This window comes from Roseateles sp. P5_E1 (genome assembly GCF_054049335.1).
Genome location: NZ_JBFUMN010000001.1, coordinates 228,896 through 244,507, shown reverse-complemented (window position 1 = coordinate 244,507; position 15,612 = coordinate 228,896). Strand labels below are relative to the sequence as shown.

Annotated in this window: 15 protein-coding genes; 9 read left to right on the top strand and 6 right to left on the bottom strand. The window is 67.7% G+C overall.

What is annotated here, in order from left to right:
* Positions 1-46: 46 nt before the first annotated feature.
* Both ACXJKJ_RS01220 and ACXJKJ_RS01215 read left to right on the top strand, forming a co-directional pair.
* Positions 47-2,785, top strand: coding sequence for a polysaccharide deacetylase family protein (locus ACXJKJ_RS01220; protein WP_457388656.1), 2,739 nt, complete (start codon positions 47-49; stop codon positions 2,783-2,785).
* 25 nt (positions 2,786-2,810) lie between these two features.
* Positions 2,811-3,092, top strand: a complete 282-nt coding sequence (locus ACXJKJ_RS01215) for a hypothetical protein (protein WP_457319814.1) — start codon at positions 2,811-2,813, stop codon at positions 3,090-3,092.
* Between the two features lie 81 nt (positions 3,093-3,173).
* Here the strand turns inward: ACXJKJ_RS01215 and ACXJKJ_RS01210 are convergent, their stop codons facing one another.
* On the bottom strand, positions 3,174-3,578 hold the full coding sequence (locus ACXJKJ_RS01210) for an SRPBCC family protein (protein ID WP_457388654.1): 405 nt from the start codon (positions 3,576-3,578) through the stop codon (positions 3,174-3,176).
* Between the two features lie 116 nt (positions 3,579-3,694).
* Here ACXJKJ_RS01210 and ACXJKJ_RS01205 point away from each other — a divergent pair, with 116 nt between their 5' ends.
* Both ACXJKJ_RS01205 and ACXJKJ_RS01200 read left to right on the top strand, forming a co-directional pair.
* Positions 3,695-5,926, top strand: coding sequence for a helicase-related protein (locus ACXJKJ_RS01205; RefSeq protein WP_457388652.1), 2,232 nt, complete (start codon positions 3,695-3,697; stop codon positions 5,924-5,926).
* A 16-nt stretch (positions 5,927-5,942) separates the two neighbouring features.
* On the top strand, positions 5,943-6,380 hold the full coding sequence (locus ACXJKJ_RS01200; protein WP_457388651.1) for a hypothetical protein: 438 nt from the start codon (positions 5,943-5,945) through the stop codon (positions 6,378-6,380).
* 38 nt (positions 6,381-6,418) lie between these two features.
* On the opposite strand, the gene ACXJKJ_RS01195 is transcribed toward ACXJKJ_RS01200, so the two are convergent.
* Together ACXJKJ_RS01195 and ACXJKJ_RS01190 are read right to left on the bottom strand one after the other, a co-directional pair.
* A complete protein-coding gene (locus ACXJKJ_RS01195) occupies positions 6,419-7,453 on the bottom strand; it encodes an NAD-dependent epimerase/dehydratase family protein (RefSeq protein ID WP_457388650.1) in 1,035 nt (344 codons plus the stop codon).
* A gap of 5 nt (positions 7,454-7,458) precedes the next feature.
* Positions 7,459-8,841: a hypothetical protein gene (locus ACXJKJ_RS01190; RefSeq protein WP_457388648.1), complete on the bottom strand. Its 1,383-nt coding sequence runs from the start codon at positions 8,839-8,841 to the stop codon at positions 7,459-7,461.
* 154 nt (positions 8,842-8,995) lie between these two features.
* Between ACXJKJ_RS01190 and ACXJKJ_RS01185 the strand changes: the two genes are divergently transcribed.
* A complete protein-coding gene (locus ACXJKJ_RS01185) occupies positions 8,996-10,411 on the top strand; it encodes a peptide MFS transporter (protein WP_457388646.1) in 1,416 nt (471 codons plus the stop codon).
* Between the two features lie 6 nt (positions 10,412-10,417).
* On the opposite strand, the gene ACXJKJ_RS01180 is transcribed toward ACXJKJ_RS01185, so the two are convergent.
* The gene (locus ACXJKJ_RS01180; RefSeq protein ID WP_457388644.1) at positions 10,418-10,996 is read right to left on the bottom strand and encodes a hypothetical protein; all 579 of its coding nucleotides are present in this window, start codon (positions 10,994-10,996) and stop codon (positions 10,418-10,420) included.
* 88 nt (positions 10,997-11,084) lie between these two features.
* Here ACXJKJ_RS01180 and ACXJKJ_RS01175 point away from each other — a divergent pair, with 88 nt between their 5' ends.
* The 4 genes from ACXJKJ_RS01175 (at position 11,085) to ACXJKJ_RS01160 (ending at position 13,549) form a co-directional block, all read left to right on the top strand.
* Complete coding sequence (locus tag ACXJKJ_RS01175) at positions 11,085-11,543, top strand: hypothetical protein (RefSeq protein WP_457388643.1); 459 nt, start codon at positions 11,085-11,087, stop codon at positions 11,541-11,543.
* 32 nt (positions 11,544-11,575) lie between these two features.
* On the top strand, positions 11,576-12,241 hold the full coding sequence (locus ACXJKJ_RS01170; RefSeq protein WP_457388641.1) for a glutathione S-transferase family protein: 666 nt from the start codon (positions 11,576-11,578) through the stop codon (positions 12,239-12,241).
* A gap of 9 nt (positions 12,242-12,250) precedes the next feature.
* On the top strand, positions 12,251-12,703 hold the full coding sequence (locus tag ACXJKJ_RS01165; RefSeq protein WP_457388640.1) for a hypothetical protein: 453 nt from the start codon (positions 12,251-12,253) through the stop codon (positions 12,701-12,703).
* Between the two features lie 165 nt (positions 12,704-12,868).
* The gene (locus tag ACXJKJ_RS01160) at positions 12,869-13,549 is read left to right on the top strand and encodes a class I SAM-dependent methyltransferase (RefSeq protein ID WP_457388638.1); all 681 of its coding nucleotides are present in this window, start codon (positions 12,869-12,871) and stop codon (positions 13,547-13,549) included.
* 10 nt (positions 13,550-13,559) lie between these two features.
* On the opposite strand, the gene ACXJKJ_RS01155 is transcribed toward ACXJKJ_RS01160, so the two are convergent.
* Both ACXJKJ_RS01155 and ACXJKJ_RS01150 read right to left on the bottom strand, forming a co-directional pair.
* Entirely contained in the window at positions 13,560-14,537 is a 978-nt protein-coding gene (locus ACXJKJ_RS01155; RefSeq protein WP_457388636.1) for a hypothetical protein, read from the bottom strand.
* The gene (locus tag ACXJKJ_RS01150) at positions 14,534-15,058 is read right to left on the bottom strand and encodes a (2Fe-2S)-binding protein (protein ID WP_056191077.1); all 525 of its coding nucleotides are present in this window, start codon (positions 15,056-15,058) and stop codon (positions 14,534-14,536) included. The genes ACXJKJ_RS01155 and ACXJKJ_RS01150 overlap by 4 nt, the downstream gene beginning before the upstream one ends.
* Positions 15,059-15,612: the final 554 nt, after the last annotated feature.

The window sequence follows — 15,612 nt, the reverse complement described above, 5'->3', positions numbered from 1 at the left end:
AGCGCCAGCAGCCCCACAATCTCGCGGCTGACTTTTTCACCCCGCAATGCGCCTCATCTCACTCGCCCTGCTGCTGACCATCGCCTTCGCCCTGACCGGCTGCAACAAACGCCTCAGTGAAGTGCCCGCCGCGCTGCCAGCCGCCTCGGCCGCGCAGGACAGCAGTGCGACGGCCAAGCTGCGTGAGGAAGGCGACGGCCTGCTGGCCCTGCACCGCCAGATCGTCGTGCTGATGGACGGCGAGGCCACCCTGCCGGCCGCCCAGCGCCGCGAGGTCCAGGCCCTGGGCCAGCAGCTCTTCCACGAGCTGCTGCAGCGCCAGCAGCGCCTGGCCGATCTGGCGCTCAAGCCCGAATCGCTGGACGCCACCGCCGCGCTGCTGACGCGCATCGAGAGCGAGCCGAGCTGGTTCGACGCCGACCGCCTCGCCTTCAAGGAAGTGCTGAGCCAGCTCGCCACCGGACTGAAGAGCGCGCAGACGCTGGACGGCATCAAGCTTGCGCGCCGCGCCCAGGAGGACCTGGACACGCTGGCCGAAGTCGAGAAGGCTTATGAGCAGGAGCTGAAGGAAGTCTTCGGCGGCTTTGCCAAGCGCGGCATCGAGCTCAAGCGCGAGCGCTGGAGCGACTACGTCGCCAAGCTGAAGGCCCTGCACACGCGCGATGCCGTCATGAAGCAGCATGGCGCCCAGCTGCCGGCCGCAGCCGATCTTGCACCCGACCCCCCTGCGTCAGGTGCGATGCGCGGCGTCGCGACCAAGGACCGCGAGGTCTTTGGCGACAAGCTGCCGCCCAAGACCGTGCTGCTGACCTTCGACGACGGCCCGCATGCGCGGTACACGGACGAGATCCTGGAGATCCTGAAGCGCTACAACGCCCCGGCCGTGTTCTTCCAGCTCGGCCAGAACCTCGGCAAGGTGGGCGCCGACGGCAAGATCCAGCCGGGCAATGGCAGCGCCGTGGCCAAGCGGGTTCTCGCCGCTGGCCACCAGCTGGCCAACCACAGCTTCACGCATGGGCTGATGTCCAAGTTCGAGCTGGTCAAGGTCAAGGAAGAGGCTGCCAACACGGAGGCGCTGCTGGACGCGGCGGGTCGCAATGGCGACGCGTTGTTTCGATTCCCTTATGGCGCGCGCAACGACGGCGCGCTGACGACGATCGAGGCGCTGAAGCTGCGCTCGATGATGTGGAACGTCGACTCCCTGGACTGGAGCGACCCCATCCCCAAGAGCATCGCCGCGCGGGTGATGGCCGAGCTGGACAAGCAGCAGCGCGGCATCGTGCTCTTCCACGACATCCACGCCCGCACCGTGCAGGCCCTGCCCCTGGTGCTGGACCAGCTCGCCGCCGAAGGCTGGCGCTTTGCGAGCTGGAAGGATGGGCAGTTCGTCGTGTCCACCGACAAAACCGCCGCCGCACCGCCACCCGCCCCCGGCGAGCTGTATCGCGACAGCCATGCCTTGGTCATCGGCATCAACCAATACACGGCCTGGCCCAAGCTCTCGCACGCGGTGCGCGACGCGCAGGCCGTGCGCGAATCGCTGGTCACGCGCTTCGGCTTTCGAGCCGACAACGTGACGCTGCTGACCGATGGCGACGCCACGCGGGCCAACATCCTGAAGGCGCTCAACGAGCGCTTCGGCGACGCCAAGCGCGTGAAGCGCGACGACCGCGTCTTCGTCTTCTTCGCTGGCCACGGCAGCACGCGCAAATTGCCGAGCGGCCGCGAGGTCGGCTATATCGTGCCGGTGGACGCCGGCCTGAATGACCTGCAAGCCGACGCCATCGCTATGCCGCAGCTGCAGGAAGTGGCCGAGGCCATCACGGCCAAGCACGCGCTGTTCGTCATCGACGCCTGCTACTCCGGGCTGGGCCTGACACGTGGCGGCAGCGCCGCGGCCGACAGCAACTTTGCCCGCACCAACGCCCGTCGCTTCGGCCGCCAGATGATGACCGCCGGCGGCGCCGACCAGCAGGTGGCCGACGACGGCCCCGGCGGCCATTCGGTCTTCACGTGGACCTTGTTGCAGGCCCTCAACGGCAAGGCCGACCTGAACGGCGACGGCCTCATCACCGCCACCGAGCTGGCCGCCTACGTGGCGCCCGCCGTGTCGGCCATCGCCCATCAGACGCCGGCCTTCGGCAGCCTGCCGGGCAGCGAGGGCGGTGAGTTCATCTTCGAGCTGCCGACGGCGCAGGAGCCCGCGCTGAGTGGCGCCGTGGCCCAGCTCGATGACAAGGCCAGCCAGTTCGCCGCCAAGCTCGACGAGGCCAGCAGCGCCGGCCGCCAGGTCGCCACCGCCGCGAGTGGCGCGGCCAGTGGTGTTCAAGTGACCATCAAGGGCCTGGACGGCAAGGACCAGGCCCTGGCCGCCACGACCGCCCGCGTCGACCCCGGCGCCCGCGTCGCCGCCCAACGCGCCAACGACCGCGGCCTGCAGCTCTACCGCGAGCGCCGCTACGACGAGGCCGAGGCCGCCTTCAAGGAGGCCTTGCAGCTGCAGCCGAAGTTCGCGCTGGCGGCCAACAACCTGGGCTTCGTGTTGTACCGGCGCGGCAAGCCTGCCGATGCTGCAGTGTGGTTCGAGAAGGCCGTCGAGATGGACGCCAGCCGGGCGCTGGCCTGGCTCAACCTCGGCGATGCACGGCTGCAAGCCGGCGACGAGGGCAAGGCGATGGCGGCCTACAAGACTTTCCTGGAGCTGGCGCCCAAACATGCAAGGGCGGCGGAGCTGCAGGGGTGGATTGCGAATCCGTCTGAGGGGACGCGGCCGAAGCCGTTGTGATGCAAGTGGAACGACTCTGACCGTCATGGGTACTGAATATCGACTGACGTTCTCGCACCTCGACAAGGCGCGGATCGAGCACGCCCTATCCGAAGTGGCCACCGTGAAAATCGGCAGCGTGCCAACCCCCAGCTACGAATTCCGAGCCGACTCGACGAAGCCTGGAATGCCGGATGCGACGGCGATGATTGAACAGTACGGGCTGTACTTCTGTGACCACGGTGGATCGGGTCGAGACTATTTAGGACGACTCGTTGCTGTGCTGGTTGGCGAGTTCGGCAGCGTGCGCGTCGAAGCTCTCGAGTAGCTGGCGCTGAACGTCGCCCAAACCGCGTCGCTGGCAGCTTGGTGGGGTGCGAGCAGCCAACGCTGCCTTGCGGGAAGCAAGTCAGCCGTTCTCCATCAACGCCTTCAACGCCCTCAAATCCTTGAGCACATGCGCCGCATCCCGCTCAAAGTCCTCGTCGCTCGCCCCCGCCATCCTCAGCACCACGAACGTCAGCGCGCAGCCCTCATCCACCGGTGTGACCCGAAACGCGCTGTGCGTGGTCACACCATCGGGCGTCGTCACATCATGGTCCAGCACGCCGAAGTCATTGCGCGGCGCCATCTTGATCTGGATGCGGCCCATGGGTGAGTCGGTGACCACCCAGTGGTCGCCTTCCTGCTCGATGTCGGCCGACGCCAGGCCCGAAGCCCAGCGATGCAGGTTCTCGCGCCGGCTGGCGAACTCGTAGACCTGGTGCGCCGGCGCGGCGACGGTTTCGCTGACGACCTTGATTTCGCGTGGCATGCGGGCCTCCAAAGCAGTTGCAGAGCTTGTCACGAAGGAATGGGCACCGGCAAACCGCGCGCCCGTCGGCCCTCGTGGCGAGGACGCAGTCAGCTCGGCTGTGTTCCACTTCCGCCGTGAATTCCGAAGTCTCCTCGCCCAAGCCGGCCAAGCCGCCCGCACCCGCCTTTCCCCTCCCGCAACCCAGCCACGCCGCCCGCTTTCCCGCGGGCCTCGCGCCTGAAGACTGGGCCCGCATCCGCCAGGCGGCGCATGCGCTGCCTCAGGTGCTCGTGCCTGCCGATTTCGACAACGGCAGCGACGAGTCGCTGGATCGCCTGGGTTGCATCCAGATCTCCCGGGCCGCTGGCGGCGGCCGGCCGAGCCGCTGGATCCTGCCCGCGCACATTCCCGTCGCGCTGGCCCAGCTCGAGGCCACGCCGCAGACCAACGCGCTGCGCCCACAGCTGCAGCAGCGCCTGCACCAGCTCGAAAGCCTGGGGCTGCGCCGCGAAGGCCTGGTGTTCACGCGGCTGTGCGTGCACCCGATCACGCTCGCCCACGAGGGCTGGCGCATCGACCTGTCGCACCGCGTGCCGGTGCCCGAGGAGCCCGTCTGGGCCTTTTTCCGTGATGGCGACACGGCCGCGCTGCGCCACAACCTGGGCCAGGCGCCCGAGTACTCCTACACGGCCGAGCTGATCCTGCACCTGAACCACCTCATCGCCCGCAGCGAGGCCATGGGCCATGCCAGCCAGCTCGCGTCGCTGCTGCCGCGGCTGCAGGCCGAGTGCGGCGTGCCCATGCCCTACGAGGACCTGAAGGCGGCGCTGAACCGCGCCCAGGACCGCTGGGAGCAGACGGTCGAGGAGCAGGACACGCTGGCCAGCCTCGGCCGCGAACTGGCCTTCCAGGGCTACCCGGACAGCTTCGACGCGGCGCGCAAGCTGGGCCGCAAGGTCACGCTCTACCTGGGCCCGCCGAACAGCGGCAAGACCTATGCCGCCTTCGAGCGGCTGGCGCAGGCGCTGGACGGCGCCTACCTGGCACCGCTGCGCCTGCTGGCGCTGGAGGGCCGCGACCGCCTGGTGGGCCGCGGCGTGCCCTGCTCGCTGCTGACCGGCGAAGAGAACGTGCCGGCCAACGACGCGCGCGTGGTGAGCAGCACTATCGAGATGGTCAACACGCGCGACACCATCGACGTGGCCGTCATCGACGAAGCGCAGATGATCTTCGACGACTCGCGCGGCTGGGCCTGGACGCAGGCCATCGTCGGCGTGCCGGCGCGCGAGCTCATCATCATCGCGTCGGCCTATGCCGCGCCGGCCATCGAGCGGCTGCTGCAGCTGTGCGGCGAGAAGCCCGAGCGCCGCGTCTTCGAGCGCAAGCAGCATGTGCAGCTGATGCCCGCGCCCGTGCCGATGACGCATCTGCATGCGGGCGACGCGGTGGTGGCCTTCAGCCGCCGCGACGTGCTGATGCTGCGCGACCAGATCGCGCAGAACGGCCACGTTGTCAGCGTCATCTACGGTGCGCTGCCACCCGAGGTGCGCCGCCGCGAGGCCGAGCGCTTTGCCGTCGGCGCCAGTCAGGTGCTGGTCGCGACGGATGCCATCGGCATGGGCTTGAACCTGCCCATCCGCCGCGTGCTGTTCTCGACGCTGGAGAAGTACGACGGCGTCGGCGACCGCGCGCTGACCGTCGGCGAGGTGCACCAGATCGCCGGCCGCGCCGGCCGCTACGGCATGCACGACGAGGGCTTCGTCAGCGTGCTGAAGGAGGCCGAGGCCGACGCGATGAAGACGCTGCGCGAGCTGCTGCCCAAGGAGCCCCGCGCGCCGCGCGACTTCAAGTGCCCGGTGGCGCCCAACTGGCGCCATGTGCAGACGATCTCGGCGCGCCTGGGCGTGAACAGCCTGCACCAGGTGCTGACCGTCTTCATGCAGCAGCTGCGCCTGGACGACGCCCACTTCGAAGTGGCCGAGCTGGAGCAGATGCTGGGCCTGGCCGAGATGCTGGACCGCAACGCGGGCGCGTTGTCGCTGCAGGAGCGCTTCCGCTACGCGCAGGCACCGGTGGACGACCGCCTGCCCCAGGTCGTCGAGCAGTTCCAGGCCTGGGCCGCCAGCCACGCGCGCACCGGCAAGGCCGGCACGCCCTGGTTCCTGGACGACGTCGACGAGCACAGCCGCCTGGACCGCATGGAGCAGGCGCTGCGCCAGTGCACGCTGTGGCTGTGGCTGGACCTGCGCTTCCCCGAGGTGTTCGGGCATGTGGAGGCGGTCATCGACCTGCGTGGTCGGCTCAATGACGGCATCGAGCGGCACCTGAAGGGCAAGAAGCCGTTGTGGCAGCGAAGGGGGCGATAGCTCCGGCGAGGTTGAAATGATCGTGAAGTCGCTTCATCCAAAGCAGATGGACTTTCTGCCGGTACTTGCGGAAGTGATTCCCGAGTCGTTGGCGGCATTTTTGTTTGGCCTTGGCGCCGCGTCCTCATCCATTTGGGATCAAGGCGGTCTCATGGTCGAAGAAGCCGGGCCAGCAGAGGCGACAACCTGGCGCCCGACCAACGCATCAGCTCGAACCGAATTGCTTGAGTTTTTCGCTTGTGTGTGCGGCAACAGGAGCCTGGAGCGGTCCCATGAAGCTGAGCCCGCTTTGGCCGCTTTCGAACAGACAGTTCGGTATGCGTTTCCTAACGCCAGCGCCCACCTCGAGGTTGAGTGTTACGAACCGTCGTGGTGCTATCGGCTGCATGTGTGGGTAAGTCAAGAAGCCGGCCCAGCCCTTACCTACATATCGCTCTTCTGGAGCGTTGACTGATCTACCTGCCACGAGACCGCTTGGTCTGGAAGATGCCGCTACCGCTGCAAGATTCCGAGCGAAATTAGGTCCCTCGCAGTCGCCACGATTGCCTCCCGCGGCGCCCGCGGCACCCAGCCCAGCTTCTCACGCGCGTGGCTGGCATCCTGATGCCGCGCCGTACCCAGCTCGCTGGCCGCCGCCCGCACCGCCGGGCTGACCTTGGCCAGCAGGCGCACCGCCCAGTCCGGCATCTGCAGTGTCGGCACGCGCTGGGCCTGCTCGCCAAGCTCGGCCCTCAGGATGGCCGCGATCTCGCGCAGCCAGAGAAAACCGCCGCAGGCGATGAAGCGTTCATCCGCCATGCCCGGCGCGGTCAGCGCGCGCCAGTGCAACTCGGCCACATCACGCACGTCGACGATGCCGAAGCCGATGTTGGGCAGGGCCGGCACCTTGCCCTGCAGCAGGCTCTTGACGATGACGACGCTGGCCGAGTAGTCGGCACTCGCCACCGGGCCGAGCACGACTGACGGATTGACCGTGCAGAACTCGAGCCCGCCGCCCTCGCGCGCCACCCAGTCGCGCGCGGCGCGCTCGGCGATGGTCTTGGACTGGATGTAGGGCGGGATGCCGGGCGTCTCCAGCCGCGTCCAGTCGTCCTCGGTGAAATGGTGCTCGCCCGGGCCATGCCCATAGGAGATGGCCGCGACGGATGAGGTCATGACGACGCGCTGCACGCCGGCATCGCGCGCGGCCTTCAGCGCACGCAGGGCGCCGTCGCGGGCGGGCACGATCAGCTCGTTGGCGTCGCGCGGCACGCCCACCGGCAGCGGCGACGCGAGGTGGGCCATGTGGCTGCAACCAGCGGCCGCCTCGGCCCAACCGGCGTCGGCCATCAGGTCGGCGGCAAAGCAGCGCAGCTGTTCGCTCGCGTCTCCGTCATCTGCGCCCAGCAACTGGCGCAGCGCCGGCTCGCGCCTGAGGTCGCGCACGGTGGTGTGCACCTGCCAACCGTTGGCCAGCAGCTGGCGGATCAGCACGCCGGCGATGTAGCCGCTGCCGCCGGTGACGAGGACGCGAGGAGGGGTGCTCATACGCTTCACTCCACGAACACGCGCGCGTGCCCCTCGTGCGCCGCGGGCGAGCGCCAGTAGGGCGATTCAAAGGTGACGTGGATGGATGGGCACTCGTCCTTCGGCCGCAGGAACACGCTGCGAACCTGCCTGCCCTGGGCCTGCAGTGCGCGGCGCAGCTCATCCTCGCTGGGCAGCTGGAATCCTGGCTGGGTGTACAGCAGCAGCTCCGCTGCCGAAGGATGCCGGGCGAGCGATGCGAAGTCGACCTGGCCCATGTGCAGCAACACGCCGGCGTTCTGCAGCTCCGGCCAGTGACTCAAGGTCTCGTAGCTGGCCAGGGTCCCGCCGCGGCTGCAGACGAAGACCCAGCGCAGCCGGTTCACCCCCGCGATGGGCTCGAAGCTCTGCACCTTGGGGGTCTTGTAGATCTCCAGCATTTCGATGCCCGGGGTCTGAGCCAGCTCGCTGATGTCCGTGAGGCTCAGGCAATGCGCCAGGCGCAGTTCACGCAGCGCCGAGAACCGCGCCAGGCCTTCCAGCGAGGTCAGCGGCGCGCCGGCAAGGATGAGCGATTCCAGGCCGCTCCAGCCGTCGAGTGCATTCAAGGACTTGAGCTTGCGGGGCCGCCTCAGCTCCACGCGGCGCAGGCTGGGGTTGTTCAGCCATTGGGGGTTGAGCTTCTCGGCGTCCAGGCAGCGAAAGGCGCGCAACCGAGGGAGCTTGCGGTAGTCGCCATGGGCCTGCGGCGCCTTGTGCAGGTAGATCTGCTCCAGTGCCGGCAGCAGATCGATGTCCTCCAGGCTCAGCTCTTCAGACGGGCTCCTGAGGCCGCGGATCTTGTGGGCGTAGGGTTGCAGCGCCCCCAGCGAACCCACGCCGGCACCAGGGCTGACCCAGTAGACGTCGTTCTCCGCCAGTGCGGCCTCCGAGGCGGCGCTCCAGCGGTAGATGTCCAGATCCAGCGTGCCATCAGGGCGCCCTTGCAGCCAGTGGTCATCGCTCTTTTCGAGAAAGTCCGGCGTCTCGCCGAACCATCCCTCGAACTCGCAGTCATGCTGTGGGCCGAGCTGGCACATGTCCTTCGTCCATGCGAGCAGGGCGTCTTCCGTCATCAGCAGCGGCGGGGTGTGGCCGGTGACCACCCACGACGCCACCTCCAGCGAAGCGGCGGTCCAGTCCACGAAAGCGCCCGTCTTGCGCGCCTGCGGCTCATAGCCGCGCGCCTTCAGCACCGCCGCCAGCGAGTCGGCCTTGGTCTGCGTGTTGGTGTGGAAGAAGAACTTCAGCGGCTTCGCATCGGTCGGCCGGACCCGCCAGGCCCGCAGCGATGCCAGTTGCTGGGGCGTCTTCCAAGCCGCCCGAGCCACGCTGCGCTCGAAGCGCTCCTCGGTGACAAAGCTTTCCATGCCGACGCCTCTCCCTGGATGAATGCGCCCCATCGTAAGCAACGAAAACGACGGGCCGCCCCCATGACGCCCGTCATGCCCGGGCCATTCCCATTGCCAGACGGTCACCCGGCATGGACAGTCACGGCTTTCCGCAAGTTTCCGGGACACCCCCTTGACCTCCGCCACCCTGACCGCGGCCGCCGACGCCACAAGCGACGCACGCGCCCGCCATGACCGATCCTTCCTGGGACACCCTGCCGGCCTGGGCTGGCTGTCCTTCTGCGAGCTGTGGGAGCGTTTCAGCTACTACGGCATGCAGGCGCTGCTGGTGCTCTATCTGAGCAACTACCTCTTCCTGCCGGCCCAGATCGGCCATGTGGCCGGCATGGATGCGCTGCGCTCGGCAATAGAGAACGTCACCGGTCCGCGCTCGCCGCAGCAGCTGGCGTCTGCCGTGTTCGGCCTCTACGTGGGCCTGGTCTACCTGCTGCCCATCTTCGGCGGGCTGATCGCCGACCGGCTGCTGGGCCGCACCAAGACCGTCGTCATCGGCGCGCTGCTGATGGCCACCGGCCACTTCCTGATGGCCATCGAGGCCGCGCTGCTGCCGGCCCTGGGCTGCCTGCTGCTGGGCGTGGGCTGCTTCAAGGGCAATATCGCGGCCCAGGTGGGCGACCTCTATGCGCCGGGCGACAAGCGCCGCGCCAGCGCCTTCCAGATCTTCATGCTGGCGATTCAGATCGCCGTCATCGCCGCCCCCATCGTCTGTGGCACCCTCGGCGAGAAGGTGGGCTGGCACTGGGGGTTCGGCTCGGCCGGCGTGGGCATGTTGATCGGTCTGTTCGTCTATCTGGCGGGCCGCCGCTGGCTGCCGCCCGAACCGCAGCGCAGCGCAGCCAAGGCCGAGGTGCGTCCGCCGTTGGGCCGCCGTGGCGTCATGCAGGTCGCCCTGCTCGTCGGCATCCTGCCGCTGCTGATGCTGTCCATCGTCGGCAACCAGCAGTTCAACAACGCCTACCCGCTGTGGTCGCAGCAGCACATGGACATGATGGTCGGCAGTTTCCAGGTGCCGGTGACCTGGCTGCAGGCCGTGGACGCCACGGTGAGCTTCATCACGATGCTGGGTTCGATCGCCTTCTGGCGCTGGTGGGCCACGCGGCGACGCGAACCCGACGAGGTCACCAAGATGGCGCTGGGCTCCTTCGTCGCGGCTGGCGCGCCGCTGCTGCTGCTGATCCCGGCTTTCGCCATCGAAGCCGGCGGCGGCAAGATCAGCATCCTGTGGACCTTCGCCTACACCCTGGTCAACGACATCGGCTTCGCCAACATCATGCCAGTGGGCCTGGCCTTGTATTCACGCGCCGCGCCGCGCGGCCTGCAGGGGGTCATGATCGGCATCTACTACCTGCACCTGTTCTTCGGCAACACCTTCGTCGGCTGGCTGGCCGGGCTGCTTGAGACCATGCCGGGCTCACAGTTCTGGGGCCTGCATGCGGTACTGGTGGCCGCGGCCGGCGTGGGGCTGCTCATCGTCAAGCTGGTGTTTGGCCGCCTGCTGGCGCCGGACGAGGCGCCGGCCCAGGCCTGACCGGGCTCATGCCCGCGCGTGCTGGGCCGTGCCAACGCCCAGCGAGCGTGTCAGGGCCGCCATCAACGCCTTGTACTTGTCGCGCACCTCACGCTTGTCCACGGCGTTCTCGGGCTCCGAGAAGCAGGCATTCCAGGCCTCGCTCCAGGCATAGCCGCTGTCGGTGCGGCGGTCGCCATCGGGACTGCGCACCAGCGCGCGCAGCTTGGCATCGTGGCCCGCGCTCGTGTAGGTCTCGAACAGGACGTGGATGTAGTCCTGGTAGGCCTCGTAGACCTCGGCTTCGAACACATGGCGGTAGATGTTGAGCGTCCTGTCCAAGTCGCGCTTGGCATGGATGGCATCAGCCGGCGAGATGATCTTCCAGTAGCCCACCCAGGTGAAGAAGCACAGCAGCTGGTTCAGCTTGGGCGCGATGTCGTCGTAGATGGCCAGCCGCTTCTCGATGAGCTTCTGGTTGGTCCAGTTGCTGAGGTCCAGGCGCTTGAGCTGGCGGCTGAACAGCCAGCCCAGCAGGGCCACCGACAGCGGCGTCAACACGCCGACGATGAGCTTGGCGATCTCCAATGTCGGCCATTGAGCCATGCGACCCTCCTTCGGCACGGCGTGCCGCGCCGCAGAGTAGCCGGCCGCGGCCTTGCGGTGCAATCCCGTCTGCCTAAACTGGGTGGCCATGAACGACGCCCTTGACCGCCTGGCCCGCGAACTCGCCTTGGACGCCCCGGCGCAGGAGGGGCTGCGGCTTCGCTTCGGCCTCGCGTGCGTGCAGCGGGTGCGGCATCTGCTGGAAGACGCCGCCGTCGTCGACTGCCTCGACGTGCTGGCCCGCTTTGCGAGCAGGGGGGCTACACGGGCAGAGGTGGATGCGGCGGCTGCCGAAGCGGCGCGGCTGGCCAACCACCACCCGGGCTCGCGCTCGCTCGACGGCGTGGGCCATGCGGCCGTGTCGGCCTCCTATGCGGTCGCCAATGCCCTCGCGGGGCGGGCGCTGCGCGCAGCCGAATACGCGGCCTATGCCACGGTCTATGGCGAGGGCGGCTATGGCGCCGTGCAGCAGCGCGAGTCCTTCCAGCCCGAGTTCGACTGGCAGCTGGAGGAGCTGCGCCGCCTTGCCGCTGAAGTGCCGGTGTAGCGTCGGTTGGGTGCCTGCCTACACTGCGGCACATGATCACCGTCCACCACCTCAACAACTCCCGTTCGCAGCGCGTGCTGTGGCTGCTCGAAGAACTGGGCCTGCCCTACGAGATCAAGCACTACCAGCGCGATGCCAAGACCGGCCTGGCGCCGCCCGAGCTGCGCCAGGTGCACCCGCTGGGCAAGAGCCCCGTCATCACCGACGGCGGCCTGACGGTGGCGGAGAGCGGTGCCATCCTGGAGTACCTGGTGGACCGCTACGGCCAGGGCCGGCTCAAGCCCACCGGCGAGCAGGACCTGTTGCACTACCGCTACTTCATGCATTTCGCCGAGGGCTCGGCGATGCCGCCGCTGGTCATGAAGCTGGTCTTCAACAAGGTCAAGCGCGCGCCCATGCCCTTCTTCGTCAAGCCCATCGCCAAGGGCATTGCCGACAAGGTGCTGAACAGCTTTGTGCAGCCCAATATCGACGCGCAGCTGAAGTTCCTGGAGGGCGAGCTGAGCGCACGGCCTTGGTTTGCCGGCGCAGAGTTCAGCGCGGCCGACGTGCAGATGAGCTTCCCCGTCGAAGCCGCGGCAGCACGGGGCGCGATGGACAGCTATCCCAAGCTGAAGGACTTCCTGGCCCGCATCCACGCGCGGCCGGCCTACAAGAAGGCCCTGGAACGCGGCGGGCCTTACAGCCTGATGAGCTGAGCGGCCTCGGTGGACCGCTTCGTCTTCAAGTCTGCCTCCAAGGTCTTCGCGTTTCTGTCGCCACTGATCGTGCTGGCCGTCGCGCTGACGGTGCTTGTCAGCCAGAGCGCGGACTTCTTGCTCTTCGCGGTTTCGGTGGACGCATTGGCCCTGGCGGCCCTAGCGCGGCAGTTTCCGCTGAACAAGCCCATCCTTGAATTGACGACGACGGAGATCCGATACGGCCAAGGTTTGCGCGACGCAATCCTGCTTCGGGATGTCAAGTACGCATCCGCCCCTGGCGCCAGTTCTCATGACTGGCCAGGCGTCGTGAACATCAACCTGAACATGGAGGCCCGCAAGGCTGGCGGGCAGTTGCACTACGACATGAAGGTTATCAAGCTCTTCTGCCCCGACGTCGCGCCGAAAGAGCTTGAAGCGCGAATCAATCAACTTGTCGAAGCGGCCAAACGCAACCTCTGATCGGGCCCGCGACGCGCGCAGACCTACACTGCCGCAGGGCCGCGCCGACGTGCGGTCCATCCGTCTTGCCCCGCCGGCCTGTCGCCCGGCCGCTGTGAACGAACAGCGGCGCTGACCTCCCCGTGTCGCATTGCGCTCTGACACGCAGGTCACCTGGGGGCTCTCATGCCCGGCTATGAAATCAAAGTCCAGGCGCTCGCCATCGATGGCGCGGCGGATCTGCAGATCCGCTCGCTGCTGGACAACGACCAGTTCGCCGACCCGGCGGGTGCGGCCGAGGCCCTGGGCATCTCGCCCGCGCAATGGCCGTTGTTCGGCCAGGTCTGGCCCTCCGGGCTGCATCTGGCCGCCGCGATGGCGATCCGGCCCCTGACCGACGGCGAACGCATCCTGGAGATCGGCTGCGGTCTGGCCCTGGCCAGCCTGGTGTGCCACCGCCGCGGCGCCGAGGTCACGGCCAGCGACATCCACCCGCTGGCCGGCGCCTTCCTGCTCGAGAACCTGCRCCTGAACGAGCTCACGCCCATGCGCTACTGCCATGGCGACTGGAGCGAGGACGCGGTCGCCGCCGAGGGAGGCGCACCGCGTGTGCAAGGACGCTTCGATCTCATCATCGGCAGCGACGTGCTCTACGAACGCGACGACGGCGGCGCGCTGGCGGCCTTCATCGAGAAGCACGCGCTGCCGCAGTGCGAGCTGTTGATCGTGGACCCCAACCGCGGCAACCGCGCGGCGTTTGGTAAGCGGATGGCGGGCTTGGGGTTTGAGTTCAGTGAGGTGCTGTTAGGGGCGGAAGCGGGGAGGCCGGACTACCGCGGGCGGTTGATGCGGTTTGTGCGCGGCTGACGCGGCTGCCTCAACGCTTGGGCAGCGCTCCCTTCGGCCCGTACTCCACCACCCTACAGCCCGCCCCCTGCGGGTTGTCGCAGCAGGCCGCCAGCTTCTTCAGGCTCTCGCTGAACTGCTCGTTCCACTGCGCCTGGCTGTGCAGGTTGCCCGGGCTCATCCAGTGTGATTGCGGGAACTTCTTGGACCACTCGTCGCCACCCTCCTGAGGCGCATTGCCGGTGGACTGCTTCATCGCCACCTGGCAGGAGTTCATGTTGCCCATGCGGTGGCAGGCCGTGCAGGTGTTGCCGCGCGTGGTGATGCCGAAGGCGTTCAACTTCGCCCAGGCCCGCTTGAAGTCCTCGCCGATGGCCTTGGGCTGGTAATAGCCAAAGGGGTCGCCGGGGAGCATGGTCGTCTGAGCGATGTAGGGCGAATACATGAAGGGGCCGCTGTCGTGGCAGCCGATGCAGGCGGGCTGCTTGAAGGCCACCTCGTAGGGTGACAGCCAGACCTTGTCGGCCGGCACCGCAGGCCGCTTCAGGGTGCTGGGCGACGGCACGGCGCGGCCATCAATGCCCGCGCCCTCAGTCAGTGGCGCCTTGGCCTTGGCGGTGAACCAGCAGGTCTTGCCGTCCTTGAGGCTGTGCGAGATGACGTTGATCTCGTCGAACAGCGGGCTGCCGGCGGGCCGCGCGACTTGCTTGCGGCAGACGGCACTGATCTGCGCGGTCTTGTCGTCGCGCAGCACCAGGGCTCGGCTGCCGGGCACGCATTGGCCCTGGCTGCCGGCATCGTGCTGGGGCAGCAGCGAGGGCCGGTCGCAGCGCGGTGGCGCGGGTTGCGATGGCACGGGCTTGCCGTCGACGGTGATCGGGATCTCTTCGCCCGCCATGCAGTTGAAAGCAGGGATCTCGCTGATCTGTTCGGCGCACTGGCGGCCGTATTCGTACAAGGTCTCGGCCTGGGCGGCACCGGCCAGCAGCAGTAGCAACAGGGCTCTCATGCGACCACCAGCCCTTTCTCCGCCATCACGACGGTGCGTATGGCCTGGTGGTAGCGGGCGTAGCCGGTGCAGCGGCAAATGTGCTGGCCGACGGCGTCTTCAATCGCCGCGTCCAGTTGCTCGCGGCGGATGGGCTGCGCGCGCAGCCGCCCGAGCAGCATCTCGGTCGCCATGACAAAGCCCGGCGTGCAGTAGCCGCACTGGAAGGCGAAGTGGTCGAGGAAGGCTTGCTGCACAGCGCTGGGTTTTTCCATGCTGCCGGTGCCCTCCACCGTCGTGATGCTCTGGCCTTGCAGCAGGGCCACCGGCGTCGAGCAGGCCAGCATGGGCTGGGCCTGGCTCGATGGCGCACGCCGCGCGGCTACGGTGCAGGCCTTGCAGACGCCGATGCCACAGCACAGGCGCGTGCCGGACAAGCCGAGCTCTTCGCGCAGGAAGTCGACAAGGGGCAGGTCGGTGGGCACCTCGGTCTTGATGGGGCGGCCGTTGACGTGGAATTGGACGGGGACGAGGTCGGTCATTGGGAGGCCTCTCGTTGGTGTTGGTTGATGGCGAGGCCCAGCCGGGAGTTCGCCCCGGCGGGCGACCTACTTTCTTGTGTCGACAAGAAAGTAGGCAAAGAAACGACCCCCGATCCGCCCGCCCTTCGCTGCGCTTCGGGTCCCCTGCGGTACTCAGGCCTTGAGGCCCCGCGCAAAACTCCCTTCGCTACGCTGCGGTCAAACAGTTGCGCGGAGTCAGTTCTTGAAGCGTGCTGCGCACGCGGCCTCAAGGCCCTCCGTTCCTCGGCAGGCTCAGAGGGGGCAATAGAAATGCCTCGTTGCGAACGGCCTCCGGGTTTGGCTGTTGGCTGTTCAGGAGCCTCCCCTTCTAAACCGCCGAGAAGCACAGGAGCCCGGGGCGCGAGCGCAGCTCGCATCAACTTCTGACTTCGCGCCCCTTTGTTTGAACGGAGCGTAGCGAAGTGAGTTGGGCGCGGCCCCGGGCTTCGAGCATCGCAGGGGACCCCGACAGGGGCGGTTTCGCAGGGGAGAGCTTTTTGCCTACTTTTTGGCGGCGCAAAAAGTAGGTCGCC

Coding starts and splice junctions, on each gene's coding strand:
- ACXJKJ_RS01220 (WP_457388656.1), top strand. CDS start 47: ATGCGCCTCATCTCACTCGCCCTGCTGCTGACCATCGCCTTCGCCCTG.
- ACXJKJ_RS01215 (WP_457319814.1), top strand. CDS start 2,811: ATGGGTACTGAATATCGACTGACGTTCTCGCACCTCGACAAGGCGCGG.
- ACXJKJ_RS01210 (WP_457388654.1), bottom strand. CDS start 3,578: ATGCCACGCGAAATCAAGGTCGTCAGCGAAACCGTCGCCGCGCCGGCG.
- ACXJKJ_RS01200 (WP_457388651.1), top strand. CDS start 5,943: ATGATCGTGAAGTCGCTTCATCCAAAGCAGATGGACTTTCTGCCGGTA.
- ACXJKJ_RS01195 (WP_457388650.1), bottom strand. CDS start 7,453: ATGAGCACCCCTCCTCGCGTCCTCGTCACCGGCGGCAGCGGCTACATC.
- ACXJKJ_RS01190 (WP_457388648.1), bottom strand. CDS start 8,841: ATGGAAAGCTTTGTCACCGAGGAGCGCTTCGAGCGCAGCGTGGCTCGG.
- ACXJKJ_RS01180 (WP_457388644.1), bottom strand. CDS start 10,996: ATGGCTCAATGGCCGACATTGGAGATCGCCAAGCTCATCGTCGGCGTG.
- ACXJKJ_RS01175 (WP_457388643.1), top strand. CDS start 11,085: ATGAACGACGCCCTTGACCGCCTGGCCCGCGAACTCGCCTTGGACGCC.
- ACXJKJ_RS01170 (WP_457388641.1), top strand. CDS start 11,576: ATGATCACCGTCCACCACCTCAACAACTCCCGTTCGCAGCGCGTGCTG.
- ACXJKJ_RS01155 (WP_457388636.1), bottom strand. CDS start 14,537: ATGAGAGCCCTGTTGCTACTGCTGCTGGCCGGTGCCGCCCAGGCCGAG.
- ACXJKJ_RS01150 (WP_056191077.1), bottom strand. CDS start 15,058: ATGACCGACCTCGTCCCCGTCCAATTCCACGTCAACGGCCGCCCCATC.